The sequence below is a fragment of the Nocardia brasiliensis genome (assembly GCF_042691675.1).
Taxonomy (GTDB): domain Bacteria; phylum Actinomycetota; class Actinomycetes; order Mycobacteriales; family Mycobacteriaceae; genus Nocardia; species Nocardia brasiliensis_D.
Window position 1 is genome coordinate 3,347,437 of the sequence record NZ_CP170507.1, and the last position, 18,949, is coordinate 3,366,385.

Sequence of the window (18,949 nt, forward strand, 5' to 3'; positions counted from 1 at the left end):
GGGTAACATTTCCCACGCTCCTGTGATTCCTATAGTGACGGCAAATTCTCAGATCTGGTGAGGAGCCACGAAGCCATGATCAGGAAAACTAGCGCAATAGCCCCCGGGTCCCGTAGCCGCGGGCGCTGGCGGTACCTGCGCCTACCTATTCTGGTCGTCGCCGCCCTCCTGTTGGTGTCAGGTACCAGCTTCGGGCAGTCCTCCCCGGTCAATGGCGACTGGCCGATGTGGCAATTCGATCCCACCGGTTCGCGGTTCAACTCGAACGAAACTACCCTCACGCCCGATACCGTCAGCAATTTGCAATTGAAGTGGGCATTCGCGTTCCCCGACACCATCGCCGCGTCCAGCCAACCGGCGGTCGTCGACGGCACTGTCTATGTCGGTGGGCGCAATGGGACGTTCTATGCACTGGACGCCGAAACCGGTTCGACCCGTTGGGCGTTCCAAGCCGAGACACCCCTCGGCGGAAATCTCCCGACGTACGGGCTGCGCAACGGTCCCGCGGTCGCGGACGGCCTGGTCTACTTCGGTGACAACTCGGCCAGGATGTGGGCTCTCGACGCGAAGACGGGAGCGTTACGCTGGGTCCGCCAGCTGGACGACCACGATTACGCGATCATCACCGGCTCGCCACTGGTGTTCGAGGGTCGCGTCTATGTCGGAGTGTCCAGTCAGGAGTTGGGCGCCGCTACCCACGATGCGTACCCGTGCTGCACCTTCCGGGGAAGTATGGTTGCGCTCGATGCCGCGACCGGCGACGTGCAGTGGAAGTACTACACGATCCCACAACCGCAGCCGACCGGTGGCAAGCCCGACTTCGCTCCCAGCGGTGCGCCGATCTGGTCCTCACCCACGATCGACGTGAATTCACGGACGCTGTACTACACCTCGGGCAACCCCTACTCGGGTTATCCCGAGGGCGCGGAAGCAATCGGCGCGCTGGATATCGACACGGGGACGGCCCGGTGGGTTCGACGGATGACTCCAGGGGATCCGCCCTGGAACGGTCGCTGTGCGGTGCCGCCGCCCGGCGGGAACTGTCCCGATCCCGGACACGATTTCGACTTCGGATCGCAGGCGAACATTTTCAGCATCGACGGTCGTATGGTTGTCGGTGCCGGCCAGAAGAGCGGGGTCTACCATCTGCTCGACGCCACAACCGGTGAAATCGTTTGGCAAACCAGGTTGTCCACGCCGGAACCGGTGCTGCCCATTCCCGGCTCGGAGTCGCTGCAGGGCATCCAGTGGGGTGCCAGCTATGACGGCCGCCACCTGTACGTAGCGACATATCAGGCCCAGCCGGGCACGCTGTACGCGTTGAACCCGGCCGATGGCGCGGTCGTCTGGAGCACCCCGAATCCGGCGACCGGCTGCCTGATCGACCCGCCTCCGATACCGAATCTTCCGCTGTGTCAGCTCGCTATGCCCAATGCCGTCTCGTCCACGCCCGGCATGGTTTACGAGGGCAGCCTCGACGGCAAGATGCGTGTCTTCTCGGCCGATACCGGCGCGATTCTGTGGGAGTACAACACGGCGCGCACGTTCAAGACGGTGAACGGGGTGCCGGGTGTCGGCGGCGGTATCAACGGTCACGGTGCCGTCGTCGCGAACGGGATGTTGTTCACCAATTCCGGTTACGGCCGCCAGATCACCACCGGCATGCCGGGCAATGTGCTGCTGGCCTTCGGACTTCCGTAAATCGACTGTGCGGGTAGCTATCAGAACTCGAAGCGGTTCAGTACGTCGTAGTTCCCGACCGGGGTCGCGTGGATCAGTCGGTATATCAGTCGTGTCGGAGTGGAGTTGATCCGTTCGTAGCCCGACAGCGCGGAGGTCTGTTCGAGGAAGTGCAGGCGTGGATTCCACCGTTCCAGCTCGCGGGCGTCGCTGGTTCCCCATTTGACGATGCCTTTGCTGAAGACCTTCGACAGGCGTGGTCCTAATGGTGACAGCGTGTCGAAGAGCAGTTCGCCGGAGGGGAATCGGTCCGTCAGGCGCTGCAGCAGCGTGCGCACCTCCGACTGAGGGAGATACATGAGCAGGCCCTCGGCGACAATCAATGTGGGCCGATCCGTGGGGGTTTCGTCCAGCCAGCTTGCTTCCGTCACCGACGAGCCGAGCATGCGATAGCCCTCGCGGTCGGAGTACAGCTTGCGGCGCAACTCGATGACGTTCGGCTGGTCCACGTCGAACCACTGGACGTCTCGAGGCGGACGCAGCCGGAAGGCGCGGGTGTCCATCCCACAGCCCAGGTGTAGCACGACGGCGTCGGGGTGGCGGCCGAGAAAGGCCGCGCTCCAGTCGTCCAGGCGGGCGGCCCGTAGGGCGACCAACCACTGGTTCGCAGGCGGCAGCATATAGCGGCGCATCCTGGCCCAGTCGTAATCGATCCGGTCCACTGCCGCTGCCGCCGCGTCGTCGCCGAGAATCGGGTTCGGCGAACGACTTTCGCAGGCGCGCAGGTACAGCGTGCCCAGGTTCGTCCACTCCACCGATCCCCACCGCACGCCGCTGAAATCGACCTTCCTCGTCTGCGTCATGACCGCCTCCCGGATGCGTGATTGTCCTGCTTACAGAAACAAGCGCGAGGTGCCCGCCACCATTGTCACGCATCTACAGCCACGCCGCCCTGTCGAATCCGCCAGTGGCCGTTGGGGTACGTCGAGCGGCGTAGCCGAGAAGCCGTTTCCGGGGGGACGCGTACCGGACGGGCAGCCGCGATCGTGGAGATGCAGAGGAAAGGAGAATTCGATGCATGGACAGGAACGCGGTTGGGGGCGACGATTAGGGCTGTTCGCCGTCGGTGTCGGAACCATAGTGCTCGCGGGCACGCCGACGACGGCCGCGGGCGATCCGCCACAGTCTGTGCCCGACTGGATCAGCCACCACGCGGTCGCACTGGACCACGTGGATCCCGCTGGCCCGGACGACGACCTGATGCCCCTTCGCCGGTCGATCGGCGAAGCGCAGATCGTGGGACTGGGCGAGTCGACTCATGGTGCAGCGGAGGAGCTCACACTCAAACACCGCTTGGTGCGCCTGCTCGTCGAACAGCTGGGGTTCCGTTCCATCGCCTTTGAAGACCAGTGGACAACAGGACTGCGGGTCGACGAGTACATCCGCACGGGCACAGGCGATTTGGACACGATCACGAACCAGCTGGGCGGGCAGTGGCAGACACAGGAGGTGGCCGACCTGCTGCGATGGCTGCGCGACTTCAACACCGGGCGCGCCGACAAGGTGCAGTTCGTCGGGGTCGAGTACTACTCGACGGGCCCATCGGCCTATGACGTGGTCTACTCCTATGTCGCCGGTGCCGCTCCGGAGAAGCTTGCCGAGCTCCGCGGTCACCTGCATGCGATCCGGCCCGCCACGCCGAACATGTCCGACCACGTCAGCTGGTACCAGGGTGTGCCGGACAAGAGACCGTATCTCGAACATGCCCGTCGCGTCCACGATCTGATCGCCGACGTGCCGCACCACCCCGGCGCCAGAGCTCACGAACTGGCGCTACAGCACGCGCGGCAGATCGTCTCGTTCTACGAGCATTACACCCTGTCCCTCGCCGAGGGCCTTGTGTACCGAGACGCCCAAGCGGCCCAAAACCTCAGGTGGTGGCGCGAATTCACCGGCGACAAGATCGCGTACTGGGCGGCGAGCGCGCACACCGCCAACGCCACGCAACTCCGTATCGCTGTCCCACCCGGTCCGGACTTCCGATTCCCGAGCGTGGGGTCGTATCTGCGCCAGTGGTACGGCCAGCAGTACTTGTCGATCGGCTTCACCTTCGACCACGGCGCCGTCAGCCTCGGACCCGGGAAAACCGTTGCCATGCCGCAACCCGCCTCGGACTGGTTCGAACAGCCCTTCGGCAAGGTGCACCTCGACCAGTTCGTCCTGGATCTGCGTCGGCCCGCTCCCACCCCGGTGCGGCGCTGGCTTGCGGCCCCCGTCAAGACACGCGGCCTGGCGCATGGCGGCCCTGACTCATTCATGGACGGCGGCAGCCTAGGTCAATGGTTCGACGTGATCGTTCACCGCCAGGAGGTGAGGCCCGCAGTACCGATCTGAGATCTGGGTCGCGCACGGACAGAATGGGTTCGGCTCCTTCGGACCCGCCTCATTTTCAATTGCGTTGTGGCACTCCCGAGTTGCGATCGGGGGTGCGCAGCGGGGCACCGACGTGGTGCAGGTGTCGCAGCGCCTCGCGGTAAGAGGAGATCAGCCCGGTTTCATGGTAGGAAACGCCGATTTCGGTGCAGTAGTCGCGGACGATCACCTGGGCGTGCCGCAGATTCGGCGTCGGCATGCTCGGGAACAAATGGTGCTCGATCTGATAGTTGAGACCGCCGAGCGCGAGGTCGATCAACGCGCCGCCCCGCACGTTGCGGGAGGTGAGCACTTGGCGACGCAGGTAGTCGGGGCGGTCGTCGCCGGTCAAGGTGGGCATGCCTTTATGGTTCGGGGCGAAGATGCAGCCCATGTACAGGCCGAAGAGGCCCTGGTGGACAGCGAGGAACACGAGGGCTTTGTCGGCGGGCAGAACCGCGAACAGTGCTGCCAGGTAGACGGCGAAGTGGCCGAACAGCAGCGCGCCCTCCAATTTGCGGTGTTTCACCGAGCGATTTCTGAGCGCACGTACACCGGCCACATGGAGGTTCAGGCCCTCCAGCAACAGGAGAGGGAAGAACAGGAACGCCTGCGCTCGCCCGATGAGCCGAGGCAGACCGCGGCTGGACCGTGCCTGCTGTTGTGACCAGACCAGAATGTCGGGCGCGACATCGGGGTCGAGTTCCTCATGGTTCGGGTTGGCGTGATGCCGGGTGTGCTTGTCCTGCCACCAGCCGTAGCCCAGGCCGATGCCGGCGTTGCCGACGAGTCGTCCGACGAGCTCCGTCGGCTGCCGTAGCCGGAAGACTTGGCGGTGTGCGACATCGTGCATGACGAGTGCGATCTGAGCGAACGTCACGGCCATGAACCCGGCGACCAGCAGCGTCCACCACGAATCGCCGACGATGAAGAACGCTACCCAACCGGCTACGAACGCGGCCCCGACGAGGCTGAGCCGGACGGCGTAGTAGACGGGACGCCGGTTCATCAGCCCCGCTTCGGAGATCCGGCGTAACAGACGGGCGTAATCACCGTCAGCGCCGCCCCGCGGTGACCGCGAGGATGACTGGGGGACCAAGGCAGGTGTGGTCATAGATCTTCCTGAGAGCTGAGTCGGAGACGCCACCTCCGTCCGTCGGCGATGCCAGGCCGGTGGATGTTCGGAGCGGTGCGGCGATTTCAAGACCCGACGCTATAGGCCGGATTCTCGTTACCGGTAATCCCTTGGTATGACATCGAATCGGTCCACGGTGTGATATGTCCACCGCGGACCCAGGCGGCTGACCGGTTGTCGGACAACATATCCGGGTCGACGGATCCGACGCGCTGAACCTTCGATCGCGGCAACATTTTCGGGCGTGACCTCGAGTGCACTCGAGGGTTTAGTGTTCGGTGTATGGATCATGACCTCGTAGTCGATTACCTGCGGCGGATCGGAGTCGAGGCACCCGTTCGTCCCGACATCGACACCCTGCGCGACCTGCACCGGCGGCATCTCGAGGCGGTGCCGTTCGAGAATCTCAGCATTCACCTCGGCGAACGCATCGTGCTCGACGAGAAGCTGTTGGTGGACAAGATCGTGCGACGACGGCGCGGCGGGTTCTGTTACGAGTTGAACGGGGCGTTCGGCGCCCTGCTGTCGGCCCTGGGGTTCCCGGTGACGCTGCTTGCCTCCGGGGTGTTCGACGACGGGCACGTCCGGCCGCCGTTCGACCATCTCGTGCTGCGCGTCGACCTGGACCTTCCGTGGTTGGTGGACGTGGGATTCGGCCAAAACGCCCGGTATCCGCTGCGTTTGGACAGCACCGACGATCAGCCCGATCCGGACGGCGTGTACCGGGTCGTCCCGGTCGAGGACGGCACCGGCGACCTCGACCTGCTCTGCGACGACGAGCGGCTATACCGGATCGAGGCCCGGCCCCGCCGACTGATCGATTTCGAACCGTTCTGCTGGTATCACCAGACCTCGCCGGATTCGCCCTTCACCGGCAAGCTGGTGTGCTCGCGACCCACTCCCACCGACCGCATCACCCTCAGCGACCACAAACTCACCCGCACCGAGAACGGCGAGCGCACCGAGCAGACCCTGACCGACGATGAGGCCATGGCCGCCTACCGCGAACTGTTCGGCATCGAGTTGGACCGCCTGCCCGTCGCCGCGAAGCGGAGGTAGCAAGGCTAGGTGTCCGCACACGATCAGGTTGAATTCGCGAGCGTCGAACTCGCTGTCGGCGTGCTCCGGCCGAAGGGATCTCAGCGCGGCAATTCCGTGTTCGTGCGGCCGCTCCAGGATGTTGTCCAGCGTCAGTAGCACCCAGTGCGGTTACTCCGAACCGGTCAGGATCTTGGCTTCGGGTGCGGCCGAAACCGCTTCTGTGACAGCCGACTGCGCGGTGGCGGCGTCGGTGGCGGGGGCGTGGGCGGGGTAGTAGTCGGCGGTCCTGGTACCGGTGAAATAGTCGGTGGTCCAGCCGACCGCGAGGGTTTGCAGGGTCGAGATGTTCACCGATTTCGGGTTGCCGCACAACAGGTTTCCGAGCGTGTCGCCGCTGGCACCTTCGGCGTCGGTATGCACGCCGGTGCCGATGCGGACGCCTAGGTATCGACGGTGCAGCAGTCGCTGGACGGCCGCGGTGCCGATGCCGAAGAGATTGCACTGTGAGGGTTTCGCGGCGACGTCGAGAATCGGTAGATCGGTGTGGTCGAGGTCGCTGAGGGCTTGGTCGGTGTTGTCGCCGAGGAATGATTTCACGGGGTCGAGCAGGACGAGTCCGCGTAAGTCGGCGAAGGCGGCAGGGTGGTCGACGTGCAGCCGGTGTGCGACATATTCGACGGCTTCGGCTCCCGCGGAGTGCCCGACGAACACGGTCTCCTGCGGCAACCGCAGATCCGGTCGGTGCGCCGCCGCGGTAGCCGCGGCGAAGCTGCGTGCCAGGGGACTGGTGGGTTCGGCGGCGGTGGCGAACAGTCCGGCGATGTTGTCGAGAAAGCCGGTGTTGTCGCCGAGATTCTGCAGGGTGCAACCCGCCGGATCGAGGAACGGCAACGCGGGTGCGAAGACGACGTATCCGGCAGCGGCGAAATGCTCGGCGAGGCTGGCCACATTCGCGTTGCTTCGCGCGAAACCGTGTTGCAGCCAGACGAGACCATGGGCGGACCCATCTGGCAGGTACCAGTCGGCGTTCCGGTGCCGGATGGCACCCGCACAGGCGATATCGACCGTGTCCGGCACCCGCTCGGGCTCGGCGTGCGCGATGGGTGTCGCGGTGGTCGCCGCGGCGCAGGCGGCGGCAAACATGGCAGTGAGCACGAGGCTCCGTAGGTTCATCGTCACTCCTGTGCGGAAACGCGCTGCTCCGGTGCGGGAGCGCGAGCTAACTGGTCATATGACCAATTGAGACTCGCTGGCCGAAGGCTGTCAAACGGTAGGCAACAGATCACACGAGCGGACGATCGTGGTTACGGCTTCGTGGGATGACGCCGTCGCGGCAGCAGTGACATTCGTCATCGCCCACCGCACACATCGGTATCTACCACGCCAGCGGCCCGGCTGCGACAGTCGGCAGTGTCATCGATCATCGGGCGCTCGCGGGTTTTCGACAGCACAGGGAAGGCACCAACCTCACCGGCCCAGTGAAACCGGGCAGCCCTCATACATGAGATTGGAACGCCATGCAGATGCTCGTCCGACTCCGAAACGTCGCCACGGCTCTCGTCGCGACAGCCGTGCTGGCAACCGCCGGGTGCGGTAGCGACACCAAGTCCACCTCGGAACCAGCCGAGCCCACCGCAGCCGCGAAGCCCGCGATCGTACTGGTGCACGGCTCGTTCGCGGACAGCTCCAGCTGGGACGCCGTCGCGAAAAGCCTGCGCGCTCAGGGCTATCAGGTGGTGCAGCCCGACAATCCGCTGCGCGGCCCCGCAGCCGATGCGGCCGCCGTCACCAAAGCTATCGAGGGGATAACCGGGCCGGTCGTCCTCGTCGGGCACTCCTACGGTGGGGCGGTGATCAGCAATATCCACCGGCCGAACGTCAAGGCGGAGGTATTCGTCGCGGCCTTCGCACCGGAAAAGGGGGAATCGGTGCTGGCCCTCAGCGATCCCGGGCGTTATCCGGGCAGCAAGATCGAAACGGCGCTGCGGATCCAGCCCACCGAGAAGGGGGCGGAGGTGACGATGGCACCGGAACGGTTCGGCGAGGTCTTCGCGCAGGACGTCAGCGCCGATGTCGCGGCCCGGCTCGCGGCCAGCCAGCGCCCCACCTCCGCGGCCGCGAATGCCGAGCCGAGCGGCGACCCGTCGTGGGCCAAGGTGCCGTGCTGGTACCTGATTTCGACCGACGACCTGACCTTTCCCCCCGCATCGCAACGGTTCCAGGCCGACCGCATGCGGGCACAGATCAGCGAAGTGAAATCCTCACATGCTTCGCCGGTGTCCCACCCGGATGAGGTTGTCGCGACCATCACCGCAGCGGCAAGCAGCTCCTGACCGGAAGGCGGTTCGGAAACCTCGGCGGCGGCCGGGAACGAGTGGCGACGAGAGCCGAATGTCGTTACTCGGTCCCGGCTTTCGCCGTGATGACCGGTCTCGCTGTTACAGCCAACCGGCGTGGCGGGCAATGCGGATCGCGTCGATACGATTGCGGCCGCCGATTTTGATGATCGCGTTCGACAGGTAGTTGCGCACGGTCGCGGCCGAGAGGAACAGTGTTCGCGCGATTTCGTCGGTGCTGATACCGGTCTCGGCGGCCCGAAGCACGTCGGCCTCGCGGTGGGTGAGGGGACTGGTGCCGGTTTCGAGCGCCGCGGCGACCAGGTCCGCATCGATCACCCGCTCACCGGCGACGACCCGGCGGATGCTGTCGGCGAGTGTCTGTGCGGGTGCGTCTTTGACGACGAAGCCGCGCACATGCGCCTGCAAGGCGCGCAGTAGATATCCCGGTTGGCTGAGCCCGGTCAAGATCAGCACCTGGCACTGGGGAACCTGTTCGTGGACGCGTTCGGCGGCACTGATGCCATCGAGGCCCGGCATGTCGATGTCCAGCAGTGCGACATCGGGTCGCGTGCGCACGATTTCGTCGACGACGAGGTCACCGCGATCGAGTTCGGCGATCACGTCGATATCGTCCTCGCGGGAGAGCAATGCCACCAGTGCGCCGCGGATCATGTGCATGTCTTCGGCAACCAGCACACGAATCATCGTGTCACCTCCGGTATTTCGATGCGCAGCCGGAATGTGCCGTCCCTGCTCTGCCGCGCGGACAAGGTACCCGACAGCGCGGCGGCCCGCTCCGCGAGACCGGACAGGCCGTTGCCCGCACCCGTTTTCTTGTGCGCGCCGTCGTTGACGATTTCCAGAAATACCGTGCCGTCGTGACATCCGGCGACTATCGAGCAGGTGCGCGCGGCACTGTGCCGCAGCACATTGGTGACGCCTTCACGGGTCACCCAAGCCAGCACATCATCGATTTCGGCCGCCAGCGGTGGCAGGTCGATGCGATGGTGAGTGTCGATCCCGGCGGCGGAGAGGAGCGCAGTGGCCCCCGCCGCCTCGGCTTTCAGCGAAACAGTGTGTTCGCCGAGGGTAACCCTGCGCATGGCCTGAAGGGTGTCGCGAGCGAGCATGGCGACGCCTCGAATCTCTGATCTCGCCGCGTCGGGGTCGCTCGCCAGCAACGCGGCGGCCAGGTCACCTTTCAACGACACCGCCGAAAGGCTTTGCCCCAGTAGGTCGTGCAGATCTCGGGAGACCCGGAGCCGCTCGCGTTCGGCCGCCTGTTCGGCCAGATCGGTCCGCGTTCGGTCGAGCTGGTCCACGGCGCGCACCAGCACGGCCACGCCGACGAGGCACGCGGCGAGCACCGTGAACACGACCACCACCTCGATGGCATCCGCGGTCATCAGCCAGGGGTCGACCCGGTCGGAGTCGGCCAGTGTGCCCACCGCGGATCCGATGATCGGCAGTGTCACCAGGATGAGCCGGACCCACCCACGGAACAGCAGTGCGGCCGACGCGATGAAGAACACCTGGGTGATGGCCCAAGCGACCGGAAACCAGAGCGTCGGAAGGTATACGAGCGTGGTCAGCAGCAGGAATGTCAGCGGCCAGTAGCGCGGGCGTCCGTTCGGGATCGTGCCGAACACATGGTGCAGGTGAACCAGGACCACAGCGGCAGCGAGCACCCACAACAGCATCGCGAGCCCGAGCTGGTCGGGTCCCTGGGCCGGCGCTCGCGACGGCGCCAAAGCGCCCGTCGCACAGGTGGTTCCGACCAGGAGCACGCGCGCGTGCCGGACCGTCACCAGCCATGGTCCGATGAGGGGCCGCGATGCCTCGTTCATGCGCTGCTCCCTGAACTCGTTACGAGCGTATCGATGTGGCACTCGAGCACCCAGTCGTCGTCGACCCTCCGAACGGCGAGCACCACTGGTCCGTCCGCCCCGTCGCGGAGCAGCCGTGCCAGTACGGCGCGCAGGGTGGCGCGCAGCGATTCGTCTGCCTTCTCCGGCAGCCCAGTCGAGGGAAGCTCGACCCGGGCTGCTATCCCCGCCGCGGCGAGAAGTGCCGACGCGGAGGTGATTTCGTGATGGAACGCCGGATGCTGGAAACCGCGGATCAGTTGGCGGGCCTCGGCCAGCCCGCGACGTGAAACATCGACCAGGGCTTCGAGTTCGGTGCGAGCCGATGCGCGATCTCCGCGTGCGGTCAACTCTTCCGCACGACTCGCGCAAACGGTGATCTCCACCAGCGCTCGCTGCACCGTCCGCGTCAGTTCACCATCGATGCGCAATCGTTCCCTGGCGACCGCTCGTTCGGAGAGGGCCGCCCCGGCATCGAGCAGCCTGCGCAAGGCGACGACCATCCACACCAGCGTGTACACGGCGATGACTCGCATACCGGTCGTCACCGCCAACCACAGCGCGTGCTCCTCGGTAGCGCCGAGCAGTAGCGCCCACGGCGCCGTGGCAGCGACCAGGATCAGCGAAATCGGCACGGCGAGGATCGGCCGCAGCGTCAGGGCGACGACCACGGCGACGATGTGCACGGTGTTCAACCAGGACGCGCCGAGCACCGGTGTCGCGCCGAGGACCAGCGCGGCCAGCACCGCCGCCGTCAACGACGCGCCAGGCGGAATGGTGTCACGCATGGCAAAGACTATGTGCCGCAGATAGATCGGCAGGCACACGGCCAGCAGAACGGCGGTCGCGCCGACATCGGCCCTCGGGTCGGCGCCACTGCTGGTCACCGTCGCGAGCAAGGCCAACAACGCGAGTGACAGGGCGGCCACGACAGTACCTGCCGCGGCAACATCCACGATGTCGCGCGGCAGGCACGCGGACAGGCGCCGCAATGCCCCCGGTGTGGCTCCGGTCCGCTCGGGTCGGGCCGCGCTCGGTGCGGGCGCACGCTCCATCGTGATCGTCACCACCCCCCTCAGTGTTCCCCTGTCACGGATACTCCACGAGTGACAAATGCGGACGTTTATCAATGATATTTATAATCGAAAGCTGTCGACAACCACTCTAGTGACATTTCGGGCCGGATGTGATTGCCGATCTTGCGAGGTCGAACCGGCATGCGGGATGCAGTTTGCCCCCGGCACTGGGGGCTCGCGCAAACATCTGCCGCGACGTAGCTTGAAATTGGTTTCAGGTCTTCGCGTGTACCGAATCTCTCGGTGTGGAGACCGACGGGGGTATCAGGCGACAACAGCCATTCTGGGCGCACGTTCAGTTGTGCGCACCGCTCGACTTTGCTCTAGGGAGGGAGCAGGCATGATACGAAGACTCAGCTCTTCGCCCGATCGGACCGCAGCAAACCGTGACCGGTGCCGCGTGCGGTGCCTACCGCAATACCTCGGATTTCGACGATGACCACCATCGAGCAAGTCAACTTCCCTCGCACTCTCGATGTGGACCCCGAATCCGTTGCGGGACAGCCGACACCGATGCTGCTCGGGGTGGCGACCGCGAACCCGCCGACCAAGTACAGCCAGCGTGAACTGGTCGAGTTGCTGGCAATCGAGGACCCGAAGATCCGAGGTGTATTCCTCAACGGCGGTATCGAAAGCCGTTATCTCACATTGCCTTCCGTTGACAACGAAGGAAACTTCAGGTCCGAGACGCAGGGTGAGTTGCTGGCGAAGCACCGCCGTTACGGCGTGACCACCGGAGCAGCGGCAATTCGCAAGTGCCTCAGTAGAATCGGCCGGAACTTGGACGAGGTCGACTACCTCGTCGCGGTGACGACCACGGGGTTTCTCACGCCCGGATTCAGTGCGCTGTTGATCAACGAACTCGGGTTGTCACCGGGTACCGCACGGCTGGATGTCGTCGGCATGGGATGCAATGCCGGGCTGAACGGGTTGACCGCCGCAGCCGCGTGGTCGACCGCGAACCCGGGCAAGCTCGCAGTCCTGGTATGTACGGAATCATGTTCTGCCGCATACGTATACGACGGGACGATGCGGACCGCGGTGGTCAACAGTCTGTTCGGCGACGGCGCGGCCGCGATGGCGGTGAGCACCGGCGAGGCACACATCCGTCCCGCGGCGTATCCGACGCCGCGACTGTTGGGCATGCGGAGCTACATGATCATCCATGCGATGGATGCCATGCGCTACGACTGGGACGACGAAGCCGGAAAGTTCAGCTTCTACCTCGACAAAGAGGTGCCCTACGAGGTGGGTGCGCACGTGGAGACGGTCGTCGACCAGCTGCTCGGCGAAGCCGGGCTGCGGCGCAAGGAGATCACCCACTGGATCGTGCACTCCGGCGGCAAGAAGGTGATCGACGCCGTGAAAATCAATCTCGGACTGACGAATCACGATCTGCGGCACACGGTGAGCGTGATGCGTGATTACGGAAATCTGTCGAGTGGGTCGTTCCTGTTCTCGTATCAACGACTTCTCGCCGAGGGGCGGGTGGCGCGCGGAGATTACGGCGTCTTCATGACGATGGGTCCCGGATCGCAGATCGAAACCGCACTCTTTCAGTACTGAGCAGCTATCGCGAAACGTCCACAAATGAAAGGCAATTCGTGACTGTCAATCCGCGCGAACAGGAATTGGAAACAATTACCACCGCAGTTGCGGCGAATACCGGATTGTCGCCGGATCTCACCATGTCGGTGGCGGCAGCGGCGATGGCGGCCGAGGATGCCTCGGCCGCGCCCGGGACCTGCGTCGTCCTGCATATCGCCGGGCCACCGGCCGGTCACCGGTTCGACTGGCCCGGCCGTGTCACCGTCGGCGATGTGAACAAGTGGGAAGGCGTGTTGCGCCGTCTCGAGCAAGTGCCCGCGCCCATCGTCGCCATCGTCGACGGCGACGCGTACGGGCCCGCCGCGGAGCTGCTGCTCGTCGCCGACTACCGGATCATGCGGGCGCGCACCACCTTCTCGTTCGCGTCGTCGACCGCCGGAGTTTGGCCCGCGATGGCGGTCTATCGGCTTGCGGTGCAGGTAGGTGTCGGCCGGGCACGCGAGCTGGCGGTGCAGGGCGGAGCGCTATCGGCCGAGTTGGCCCGAGCCTGCGGCGTGATCGACGCGGTGGCCGAACCCGGGACCGAGGCCGACGCGGTCGCCACCGGCCTCGCGATTTTCGAATCCTCCATCGGATCCGAGATCGCGATTCGCCGACGCCTCGTGCTGGACGCGGCGACCACCCGGTTCGAAGATGCGCTCGGCGCGCATCTGGCCGCCTCCGATCGAACGCTGCGACGCGAGCGAACCGCATCATGACCGCCATCGCCGACCTCAGCTCCAGCACCGCTGATCTCGACCTGGATCGGGTCGAGTTGCACACGGCCGCACGTGAACTCGCCGCACTGCTGCGCACGCTCGGCCCGGTTCGAACCCGCGACCACAGCGCCGCGGCCCGCGCCGCCACGGCGCACCGGGATCTTCGCCGACTGCGCCGGAAATTCTTGCGCCAGCACCTGAGCACTGTGTACCGCGTGGCGACCGACGACTTCCGGCGTGGACTACGACTGTCCGAGCTCGCTGCCGCCGCGGCCGAACTGTTTCCCGGTCTGCTACCGGATCCGGCGCAGTTGGGTGCCGATGCCGAAGTGGCGCAGCCGGACAAGGAGGGCTGGGAGATCGATCAGGGAATCTTCTTCCACGCCGTGTTCGCGGACCCGGTGGCAGGCAACCATCTCCTCGATCAGATGCGCGCGCCGACTACCCGTGCCACCGACCTGCTCGCCGAGTTCCAGTCCACCGGTGCGATCACGCTTCCGGCCGTACACCTGGTGCGCAGTGGCGCCACCTCGACGATCACCATCACCAATACGGCTTGCCTCAACGCCGAGGACAACCAGCTCGTCGCCGACATGGAAACCGCGGTCGACCTGGTGCTGCTGGATCCCATGTCGCACGTCGGCGTCGTCCGCGGCGGGGAGATGGAGCATCCGCGTTACCGCGGCAAACGAGTCTTCAGCGCCGGAATCAACCTCGCGCACCTGCATCAGGGCAAGATCTCCTTCATCGATTTCCTGCTGCGCCGGGAGACCGGTTACCTCGCGAAGATCCTGCGCGGACTCGCCGAAGACGACGCCGGGTGGCCTGTCGTCCCGACCTGCAAGCCCTGGATAGCGGCTGTCGACTCCTTCGCGATCGGTGGCGGGGCTCAGCTGCTCCTGGTCTTCGATCGGGTTATCGCCAGCACCGACAGCTATATCAGTCTGCCCGCCGCACAGGAGGGCATCATTCCGGGCGCGGCGAACCTGCGTCTGGGGCGCGCGTCGAACTTCCGGTTGTCCCGGGACGTCATCCTGTGGGGCCGCAAGCTCTGGGCGACCGACCCGGACGCCCGTTTCGTCCTCGACACGGTGGTCGAGCCGGCCGCCATGGACCACGAGATCGCCGAGGCCGCAACGAGACTCGCGTCGCCCGCGGTCGTCGCGAATAAGCACATGCTGGTCGGTGCCGAAGAGCCGCAGGACGTTTTCCGCCGCTACCTGTCGGAGTTCTCGCTGCACCAGGCCATGCGTCTGTACTCCGCCGATGTGCTGGCCAAGACCGAGCGATTCCAGTCGGCGGGCCGATGACTACGGCATCGCGTCTTGATTCGGTGCGCGGCGGTGGTCCGGCGACAAATGAGCCGACCGCCATGGAGCTGTCCACGGTCGACTACCGCAAGCACGGACGTATCGCCACCGTGCAGCTGAATCGACCGCACGTGCTCAACGCGATGAATCTCGCCATGCACGCCGAGCTGGCGTGCGTCTGGGACGACATCGAAGCCGACGACGACATCTGGTTGGTCATCCTGAGCGGAGCGGGGAAGAAAGCCTTCTCGGTCGGCCAGGATCTCAAGGAACTGGCCGGACGGATCGAGAACGGCTCGGCCCGCTCTTCCTTCGGGAGCGCGGGAAAGCCGGGATTCCCGCGCATCACCGAGCGGTTCTCGTTCGCCAAACCGATCATCGCGAAGGTGTCCGGGTACGCGCTCGGTGGCGGCTTCGAGCTCGCGCTGGCCTGCGACATCATCGTCGCCGCCACGGACGCCCAATTCGGTCTCCCCGAAGCCACATTGGGCCTCATACCGGGCGCGGGTGGCGTCTTTCGGTTGCCCCGCCAGGCGCCGTATCGGATCGCGATGGGGCACCTGCTGACCGGACGCACCATGTCCGCCGCGCGTGCCTTCGAACTCGGTCTGGTCAACGAAGTGGTTTCCGACACCGAGCTCGATGCGTGTGTGGAACGCTGGGCCGCCGACGTTCTCGCCTGCGCGCCGCTGTCGATTCGCGCGATCAAGGAAGCGGCCGCGGCGTCGATCGCCATGGCGTTACCCGATGCCTTCGCCGCCGAATACCGGTGGGAGCGCATCAGGGCCGACTCGGCCGACGCCGAGGAGGGCCCACGAGCCTTCGCCGAAAAACGAGCACCGAACTGGACCGGACGATAGGAGCAGAATGAATTCACCCAAGCTCGGCCGCGATGTGGTATTCGACTACATTCATGAAGCCGGCGTCGAATATGTCTTCGGCGTGCCCGGCACGCAAGAGATCCCGTTGATCGATGCAACGACGATTCCGGAAAACGAAGTCGACTATATTCCGTGCCTGCACGAGAATATCGCCATGGGTGCTGCGATGGGGTACGCCCGCGCGTCCGGGCGGCCCGGTGTCGCGCTGGTACACGTCACACCGGGGGCGGCCAATATCATCGGCAACCTTTTCAACGCGTACACGTCGAATATTCCGGTACTCGTCCTGTGCGGTCAGCAGCACAGCGACCTATTGCTCCAGGAGCCGCTGCTCGGCTCCGATCTGGTACGGACTGCGGGGCAATACGCGAAGTGGGCGCACGAAATCCGGTGTGCCGACGAGATACCCATCGCGATGCAGCGCGCCTTCAAGGAACTGCTCACCCCGCCGTTCCGTCCCGTCTTCATTTCCATTCCGTGGGACTACCTGCTCGAGCAGCCCAACTGGCAGGAGCACGGCCGCACGACTCGTATCGCGCACGCCGTCACCGGCGATCCCGCCGGCATTGCCGCGGCGGTCGACACGCTCGCGGACGCGAAGAAGCCGGTCCTGCTGGTCGGCGACGGCGTCGGCGAGGCCGGTGCCTGGCCGGAAATCGAACAGCTCGCGAACCTGCTCGGTGCTGCCGTGTACTCCGAGTTCCAAGCGAGCCGGATGAACTATCCGAACGACCTCCCGCATTGGCAGGGCGAGTTGCTGCCCATCCAGGAGGGCATCCACATGCAGCTCGAGGGATTCGACACCATATTTCTCATCGGTGTGAATTCGCACGCGCAGATCTCGATCTTCCACTGGAAGAACGGCCCGATCATTCCGGGGGAGTTGATTCAGGTTGCGCTGCACAACGATTCGTGGCAGCTCGGCAAGAACTACTTCTCCGAGGTCGGTGTCCTCGGCGACATCAAGAAGACACTGCCGCTGATCATCTCCGGCATCGCCGATCACAAGCGCTTCGACAGGACCTCGGCGGAATCCCGGAACGACAACATCCTGCGACTCGGCGCCCAACGCGAAAGATCATTCGATTCCGAAACCGAAAAATTGCGGCGCATCGATAGTGACAAACGCCGGATCGATAGCGTGGTGCCGATAGCCGGTCATCAGGTCGCCATCGCCCTCGCGGAAGTACAGAAGACCCTGGACTATCGACTCACGGTTCTGAACGAGGCATTCTCGATCGGCAGCGTCATCCAGAAAGCGCTGAACTACGATTCGCCGGACGCCTACTTCTGCACCTCGGGCGGTTCGCTGGGATTCTCCATTCCGGCCTCGATCGGAATCTCGCTGGCGCTGAAGAAGCAGAAGCGGTTCGTCGTCAACATCGTCGGCGACGGCTCGGCCCTGTTCCACACCAACTCCTGGTGGACCACCAGCAAGTTCAACCTGCCGGTGCTGTACCTCGTCGTGAACGATTCCCAATACACGTCGCTGATGATCGGTCTGGGGCTGATCGAAAAGATCTACGGTTGGCGGCCGACGAATCCGCCCACATACCTGAGCCTCGGCAGTCCCGCACAGGATTTCTCGGCGATCGCCGAGACGTTCGGTATCGGCAGCGAGGTGGTCACCGACGCGCGCAACCTGCGCGGAGCCATCGAAAACGGATTCAAGGTGATCGCGAGCGGCAAGCCGTACATCCTCGATATCCGCGCCGATCCCGACGCTCCCGGCAAGCCGCCGCTCATCGACGTACTGCTGGCCGAAAAGCCCGGTGTAGACCTCGATTTCATCGAAAAACTGCGCCAGATCGGCCCTCCGTGAGAGTGAACCCGAGGAGACATTGATGCGTACACCCAACACCTATATCGCCGCGCTCGGCTCGTTTCTGCCCGCGACGGTCACCGCCGAGCAGGCGGTGGCGCAAGGCCTGTACCCGGCCGAAACCGCCGAGATACACGAGCTCGGCGGTGCGGCGGTGGCCGGCCCGATACCCGCACCGGAAATGGCGCTGCGGGCCGCGGAGATCGCGGTCAAGCGGTCGGGGCTGGTCGCGGAAGAATTCGATTTGCTGCTCTACGCGAGCACCTGGCTGCAAGGGCCGGAAGGCTGGCTACCGCACCCGTATCTCCAGCGGCATCTCGTCGGCCCGATACCGGCCTTGGAGATCCGGCAGGGCTGTAACGGAATGTTCTCCGCACTGTCGATGGCCGTCGAGTATCTCCGTGCGGATCCGGACCGCCACAGTGCACTGCTGGTCGCCGCGGATAATTTCGGCACGCCCCTGATGGATCGCTGGAAGATGTCGGCGCTGTTCATCGCGGGCGATGCCGCCTCGGCGGTGGTGCTCACCAAGACGGACGGGTTCGCTCAGCTGTTGTCGGTGTGCCACACCTCGATTCCCGAGGCGGAGGAGATACACCGGGCCAGCGAGCCACTGTTCCCGCCGGGTGTTTCGCTCGGTAAGTCCCCCGATTTCTTTGCGCGCCTGCAGGAAATCACCGCCAAGGTAGCGGCCGCTCCCGACTCGCCACTCGGGGCGGCCATGGCCAGAGTGCGCGAGGAAATCCCGGTGGTGGTCGGCCAGGCACTCGACGAGGCCGGTATCGGCCTCGACGACATCGCTCGGGTGGCGTTCTTGAACTGCTCGCGCGAAGCCACCGAGCAGCGCTGCATGGTGCCGCTGGGGCTGCCCATGGAGAAGTCGACCTGGGACTTCGGCCGGATGATCGGCCATTGCTCGGCCAGTGACCAAATTCTTTCCTTCGAGCACCTGATCACCACCGGACAACTGCGCGCGGGGCAGTACCTGCTGTTGTTCGGCTCGGCGCCCGGGGTGCTGTTGTCGGCCGCCGTCATCAAGGTGCTGCGCGAGCCGGAGTGGACCGAATGATCAGGAGTGAGAA

General features: G+C 65.0%; 16 protein-coding genes. 10 read left to right on the top strand and 6 right to left on the bottom strand.

The window, feature by feature from the left end:
• The first annotated feature begins 75 nt into the window (after positions 1 to 75).
• Positions 76 to 1,701, top strand: coding sequence for a PQQ-binding-like beta-propeller repeat protein (locus ACFK0J_RS15740; protein ID WP_378740841.1), 1,626 nt, complete (start codon positions 76 to 78; stop codon positions 1,699 to 1,701).
• A gap of 20 nt (positions 1,702 to 1,721) precedes the next feature.
• Here the strand turns inward: ACFK0J_RS15740 and ACFK0J_RS15745 are convergent, their stop codons facing one another.
• Positions 1,722 to 2,543, bottom strand: a complete 822-nt coding sequence (locus tag ACFK0J_RS15745; RefSeq protein ID WP_378740843.1) for a class I SAM-dependent methyltransferase — start codon at positions 2,541 to 2,543, stop codon at positions 1,722 to 1,724.
• Positions 2,544 to 2,754: 211 nt separating this feature from the next.
• On the opposite strand from ACFK0J_RS15745, the gene ACFK0J_RS15750 reads away from it, so the two are divergent.
• Positions 2,755 to 4,074 (top strand): erythromycin esterase family protein, encoded by a 1,320-nt coding sequence (locus ACFK0J_RS15750; protein WP_378740846.1) that lies wholly within the window; start codon positions 2,755 to 2,757, stop codon positions 4,072 to 4,074.
• Between the two features lie 55 nt (positions 4,075 to 4,129).
• On the opposite strand, the gene ACFK0J_RS15755 is transcribed toward ACFK0J_RS15750, so the two are convergent.
• Entirely contained in the window at positions 4,130 to 5,206 is a 1,077-nt protein-coding gene (locus tag ACFK0J_RS15755; protein ID WP_378740848.1) for a fatty acid desaturase family protein, read from the bottom strand.
• 303 nt (positions 5,207 to 5,509) lie between these two features.
• Between ACFK0J_RS15755 and ACFK0J_RS15760 the strand changes: the two genes are divergently transcribed.
• The gene (locus tag ACFK0J_RS15760; RefSeq protein ID WP_378740850.1) at positions 5,510 to 6,286 is read left to right on the top strand and encodes an arylamine N-acetyltransferase; all 777 of its coding nucleotides are present in this window, start codon (positions 5,510 to 5,512) and stop codon (positions 6,284 to 6,286) included.
• A 150-nt stretch (positions 6,287 to 6,436) separates the two neighbouring features.
• Here ACFK0J_RS15760 and ACFK0J_RS15765 read toward each other — a convergent pair whose 3' ends face one another.
• A complete protein-coding gene (locus ACFK0J_RS15765) occupies positions 6,437 to 7,441 on the bottom strand; it encodes an alpha/beta hydrolase (RefSeq protein WP_378740852.1) in 1,005 nt (334 codons plus the stop codon).
• 344 nt (positions 7,442 to 7,785) lie between these two features.
• On the opposite strand from ACFK0J_RS15765, the gene ACFK0J_RS15770 reads away from it, so the two are divergent.
• On the top strand, positions 7,786 to 8,601 hold the full coding sequence (locus ACFK0J_RS15770) for an alpha/beta hydrolase (RefSeq protein WP_378740854.1): 816 nt from the start codon (positions 7,786 to 7,788) through the stop codon (positions 8,599 to 8,601).
• Positions 8,602 to 8,706: 105 nt separating this feature from the next.
• On the opposite strand, the gene ACFK0J_RS15775 is transcribed toward ACFK0J_RS15770, so the two are convergent.
• From ACFK0J_RS15775 to ACFK0J_RS15785, 3 genes are read right to left on the bottom strand one after another with little or no spacing between them, the layout of a single operon-like run.
• Entirely contained in the window at positions 8,707 to 9,312 is a 606-nt protein-coding gene (locus ACFK0J_RS15775; RefSeq protein WP_218476883.1) for a response regulator transcription factor, read from the bottom strand.
• Complete coding sequence (locus tag ACFK0J_RS15780) at positions 9,309 to 10,454, bottom strand: sensor histidine kinase (RefSeq protein ID WP_378740858.1); 1,146 nt, start codon at positions 10,452 to 10,454, stop codon at positions 9,309 to 9,311. The genes ACFK0J_RS15775 and ACFK0J_RS15780 overlap by 4 nt, the downstream gene beginning before the upstream one ends.
• Positions 10,451 to 11,542 carry a hypothetical protein gene (locus ACFK0J_RS15785; protein ID WP_378740860.1) on the bottom strand — a complete coding sequence of 364 codons (1,092 nt, stop codon included), beginning with the start codon at positions 11,540 to 11,542 and terminating at the stop codon, positions 10,451 to 10,453. Before ACFK0J_RS15785 ends, ACFK0J_RS15780 begins: the two co-directional genes overlap by 4 nt.
• 441 nt (positions 11,543 to 11,983) lie before the next feature.
• Here ACFK0J_RS15785 and dpgA point away from each other — a divergent pair, with 441 nt between their 5' ends.
• Genes dpgA through ACFK0J_RS15815 form a run of 6 tightly spaced genes read left to right on the top strand, consistent with a single transcriptional unit; the run spans position 11,984 to position 18,936 of the window.
• Positions 11,984 to 13,114 (top strand): 3,5-dihydroxyphenylacetyl-CoA synthase DpgA, encoded by a 1,131-nt coding sequence (dpgA, locus tag ACFK0J_RS15790; RefSeq protein WP_378740863.1) that lies wholly within the window; start codon positions 11,984 to 11,986, stop codon positions 13,112 to 13,114.
• A 38-nt stretch (positions 13,115 to 13,152) separates the two neighbouring features.
• Entirely contained in the window at positions 13,153 to 13,854 is a 702-nt protein-coding gene (dpgB, locus tag ACFK0J_RS15795) for an enoyl-CoA-hydratase DpgB (protein ID WP_378740865.1), read from the top strand.
• Positions 13,851 to 15,164 (top strand): (3,5-dihydroxyphenyl)acetyl-CoA 1,2-dioxygenase DpgC, encoded by a 1,314-nt coding sequence (gene dpgC / locus ACFK0J_RS15800; RefSeq protein ID WP_378740867.1) that lies wholly within the window; start codon positions 13,851 to 13,853, stop codon positions 15,162 to 15,164. Before dpgB ends, dpgC begins: the two co-directional genes overlap by 4 nt.
• Positions 15,161 to 16,024 (top strand): enoyl-CoA-hydratase DpgD, encoded by an 864-nt coding sequence (gene dpgD, locus ACFK0J_RS15805; RefSeq protein WP_378740869.1) that lies wholly within the window; start codon positions 15,161 to 15,163, stop codon positions 16,022 to 16,024. The genes dpgC and dpgD overlap by 4 nt, the downstream gene beginning before the upstream one ends.
• Positions 16,025 to 16,031: 7 nt before the next feature.
• Positions 16,032 to 17,867, top strand: coding sequence for a thiamine pyrophosphate-binding protein (locus ACFK0J_RS15810; protein ID WP_378740871.1), 1,836 nt, complete (start codon positions 16,032 to 16,034; stop codon positions 17,865 to 17,867).
• A 22-nt stretch (positions 17,868 to 17,889) separates the two neighbouring features.
• Positions 17,890 to 18,936, top strand: coding sequence for a ketoacyl-ACP synthase III family protein (locus ACFK0J_RS15815; RefSeq protein WP_378740873.1), 1,047 nt, complete (start codon positions 17,890 to 17,892; stop codon positions 18,934 to 18,936).
• The last annotated feature ends 13 nt before the right edge of the window (positions 18,937 to 18,949 follow it).

Coding starts and splice junctions, on each gene's coding strand:
- ACFK0J_RS15740 (WP_378740841.1), top strand. CDS start 76: ATGATCAGGAAAACTAGCGCAATAGCCCCCGGGTCCCGTAGCCGCGGG.
- ACFK0J_RS15745 (WP_378740843.1), bottom strand. CDS start 2,543: ATGACGCAGACGAGGAAGGTCGATTTCAGCGGCGTGCGGTGGGGATCG.
- ACFK0J_RS15750 (WP_378740846.1), top strand. CDS start 2,755: ATGCATGGACAGGAACGCGGTTGGGGGCGACGATTAGGGCTGTTCGCC.
- ACFK0J_RS15755 (WP_378740848.1), bottom strand. CDS start 5,206: ATGACCACACCTGCCTTGGTCCCCCAGTCATCCTCGCGGTCACCGCGG.
- ACFK0J_RS15760 (WP_378740850.1), top strand. CDS start 5,510: ATGGATCATGACCTCGTAGTCGATTACCTGCGGCGGATCGGAGTCGAG.
- ACFK0J_RS15765 (WP_378740852.1), bottom strand. CDS start 7,441: ATGAACCTACGGAGCCTCGTGCTCACTGCCATGTTTGCCGCCGCCTGC.
- ACFK0J_RS15770 (WP_378740854.1), top strand. CDS start 7,786: ATGCAGATGCTCGTCCGACTCCGAAACGTCGCCACGGCTCTCGTCGCG.
- ACFK0J_RS15775 (WP_218476883.1), bottom strand. CDS start 9,312: ATGATTCGTGTGCTGGTTGCCGAAGACATGCACATGATCCGCGGCGCA.
- ACFK0J_RS15780 (WP_378740858.1), bottom strand. CDS start 10,454: ATGAACGAGGCATCGCGGCCCCTCATCGGACCATGGCTGGTGACGGTC.
- dpgA (WP_378740863.1), top strand. CDS start 11,984: ATGACCACCATCGAGCAAGTCAACTTCCCTCGCACTCTCGATGTGGAC.
- dpgC (WP_378740867.1), top strand. CDS start 13,851: ATGACCGCCATCGCCGACCTCAGCTCCAGCACCGCTGATCTCGACCTG.
- dpgD (WP_378740869.1), top strand. CDS start 15,161: ATGACTACGGCATCGCGTCTTGATTCGGTGCGCGGCGGTGGTCCGGCG.
- ACFK0J_RS15810 (WP_378740871.1), top strand. CDS start 16,032: ATGAATTCACCCAAGCTCGGCCGCGATGTGGTATTCGACTACATTCAT.
- ACFK0J_RS15815 (WP_378740873.1), top strand. CDS start 17,890: ATGCGTACACCCAACACCTATATCGCCGCGCTCGGCTCGTTTCTGCCC.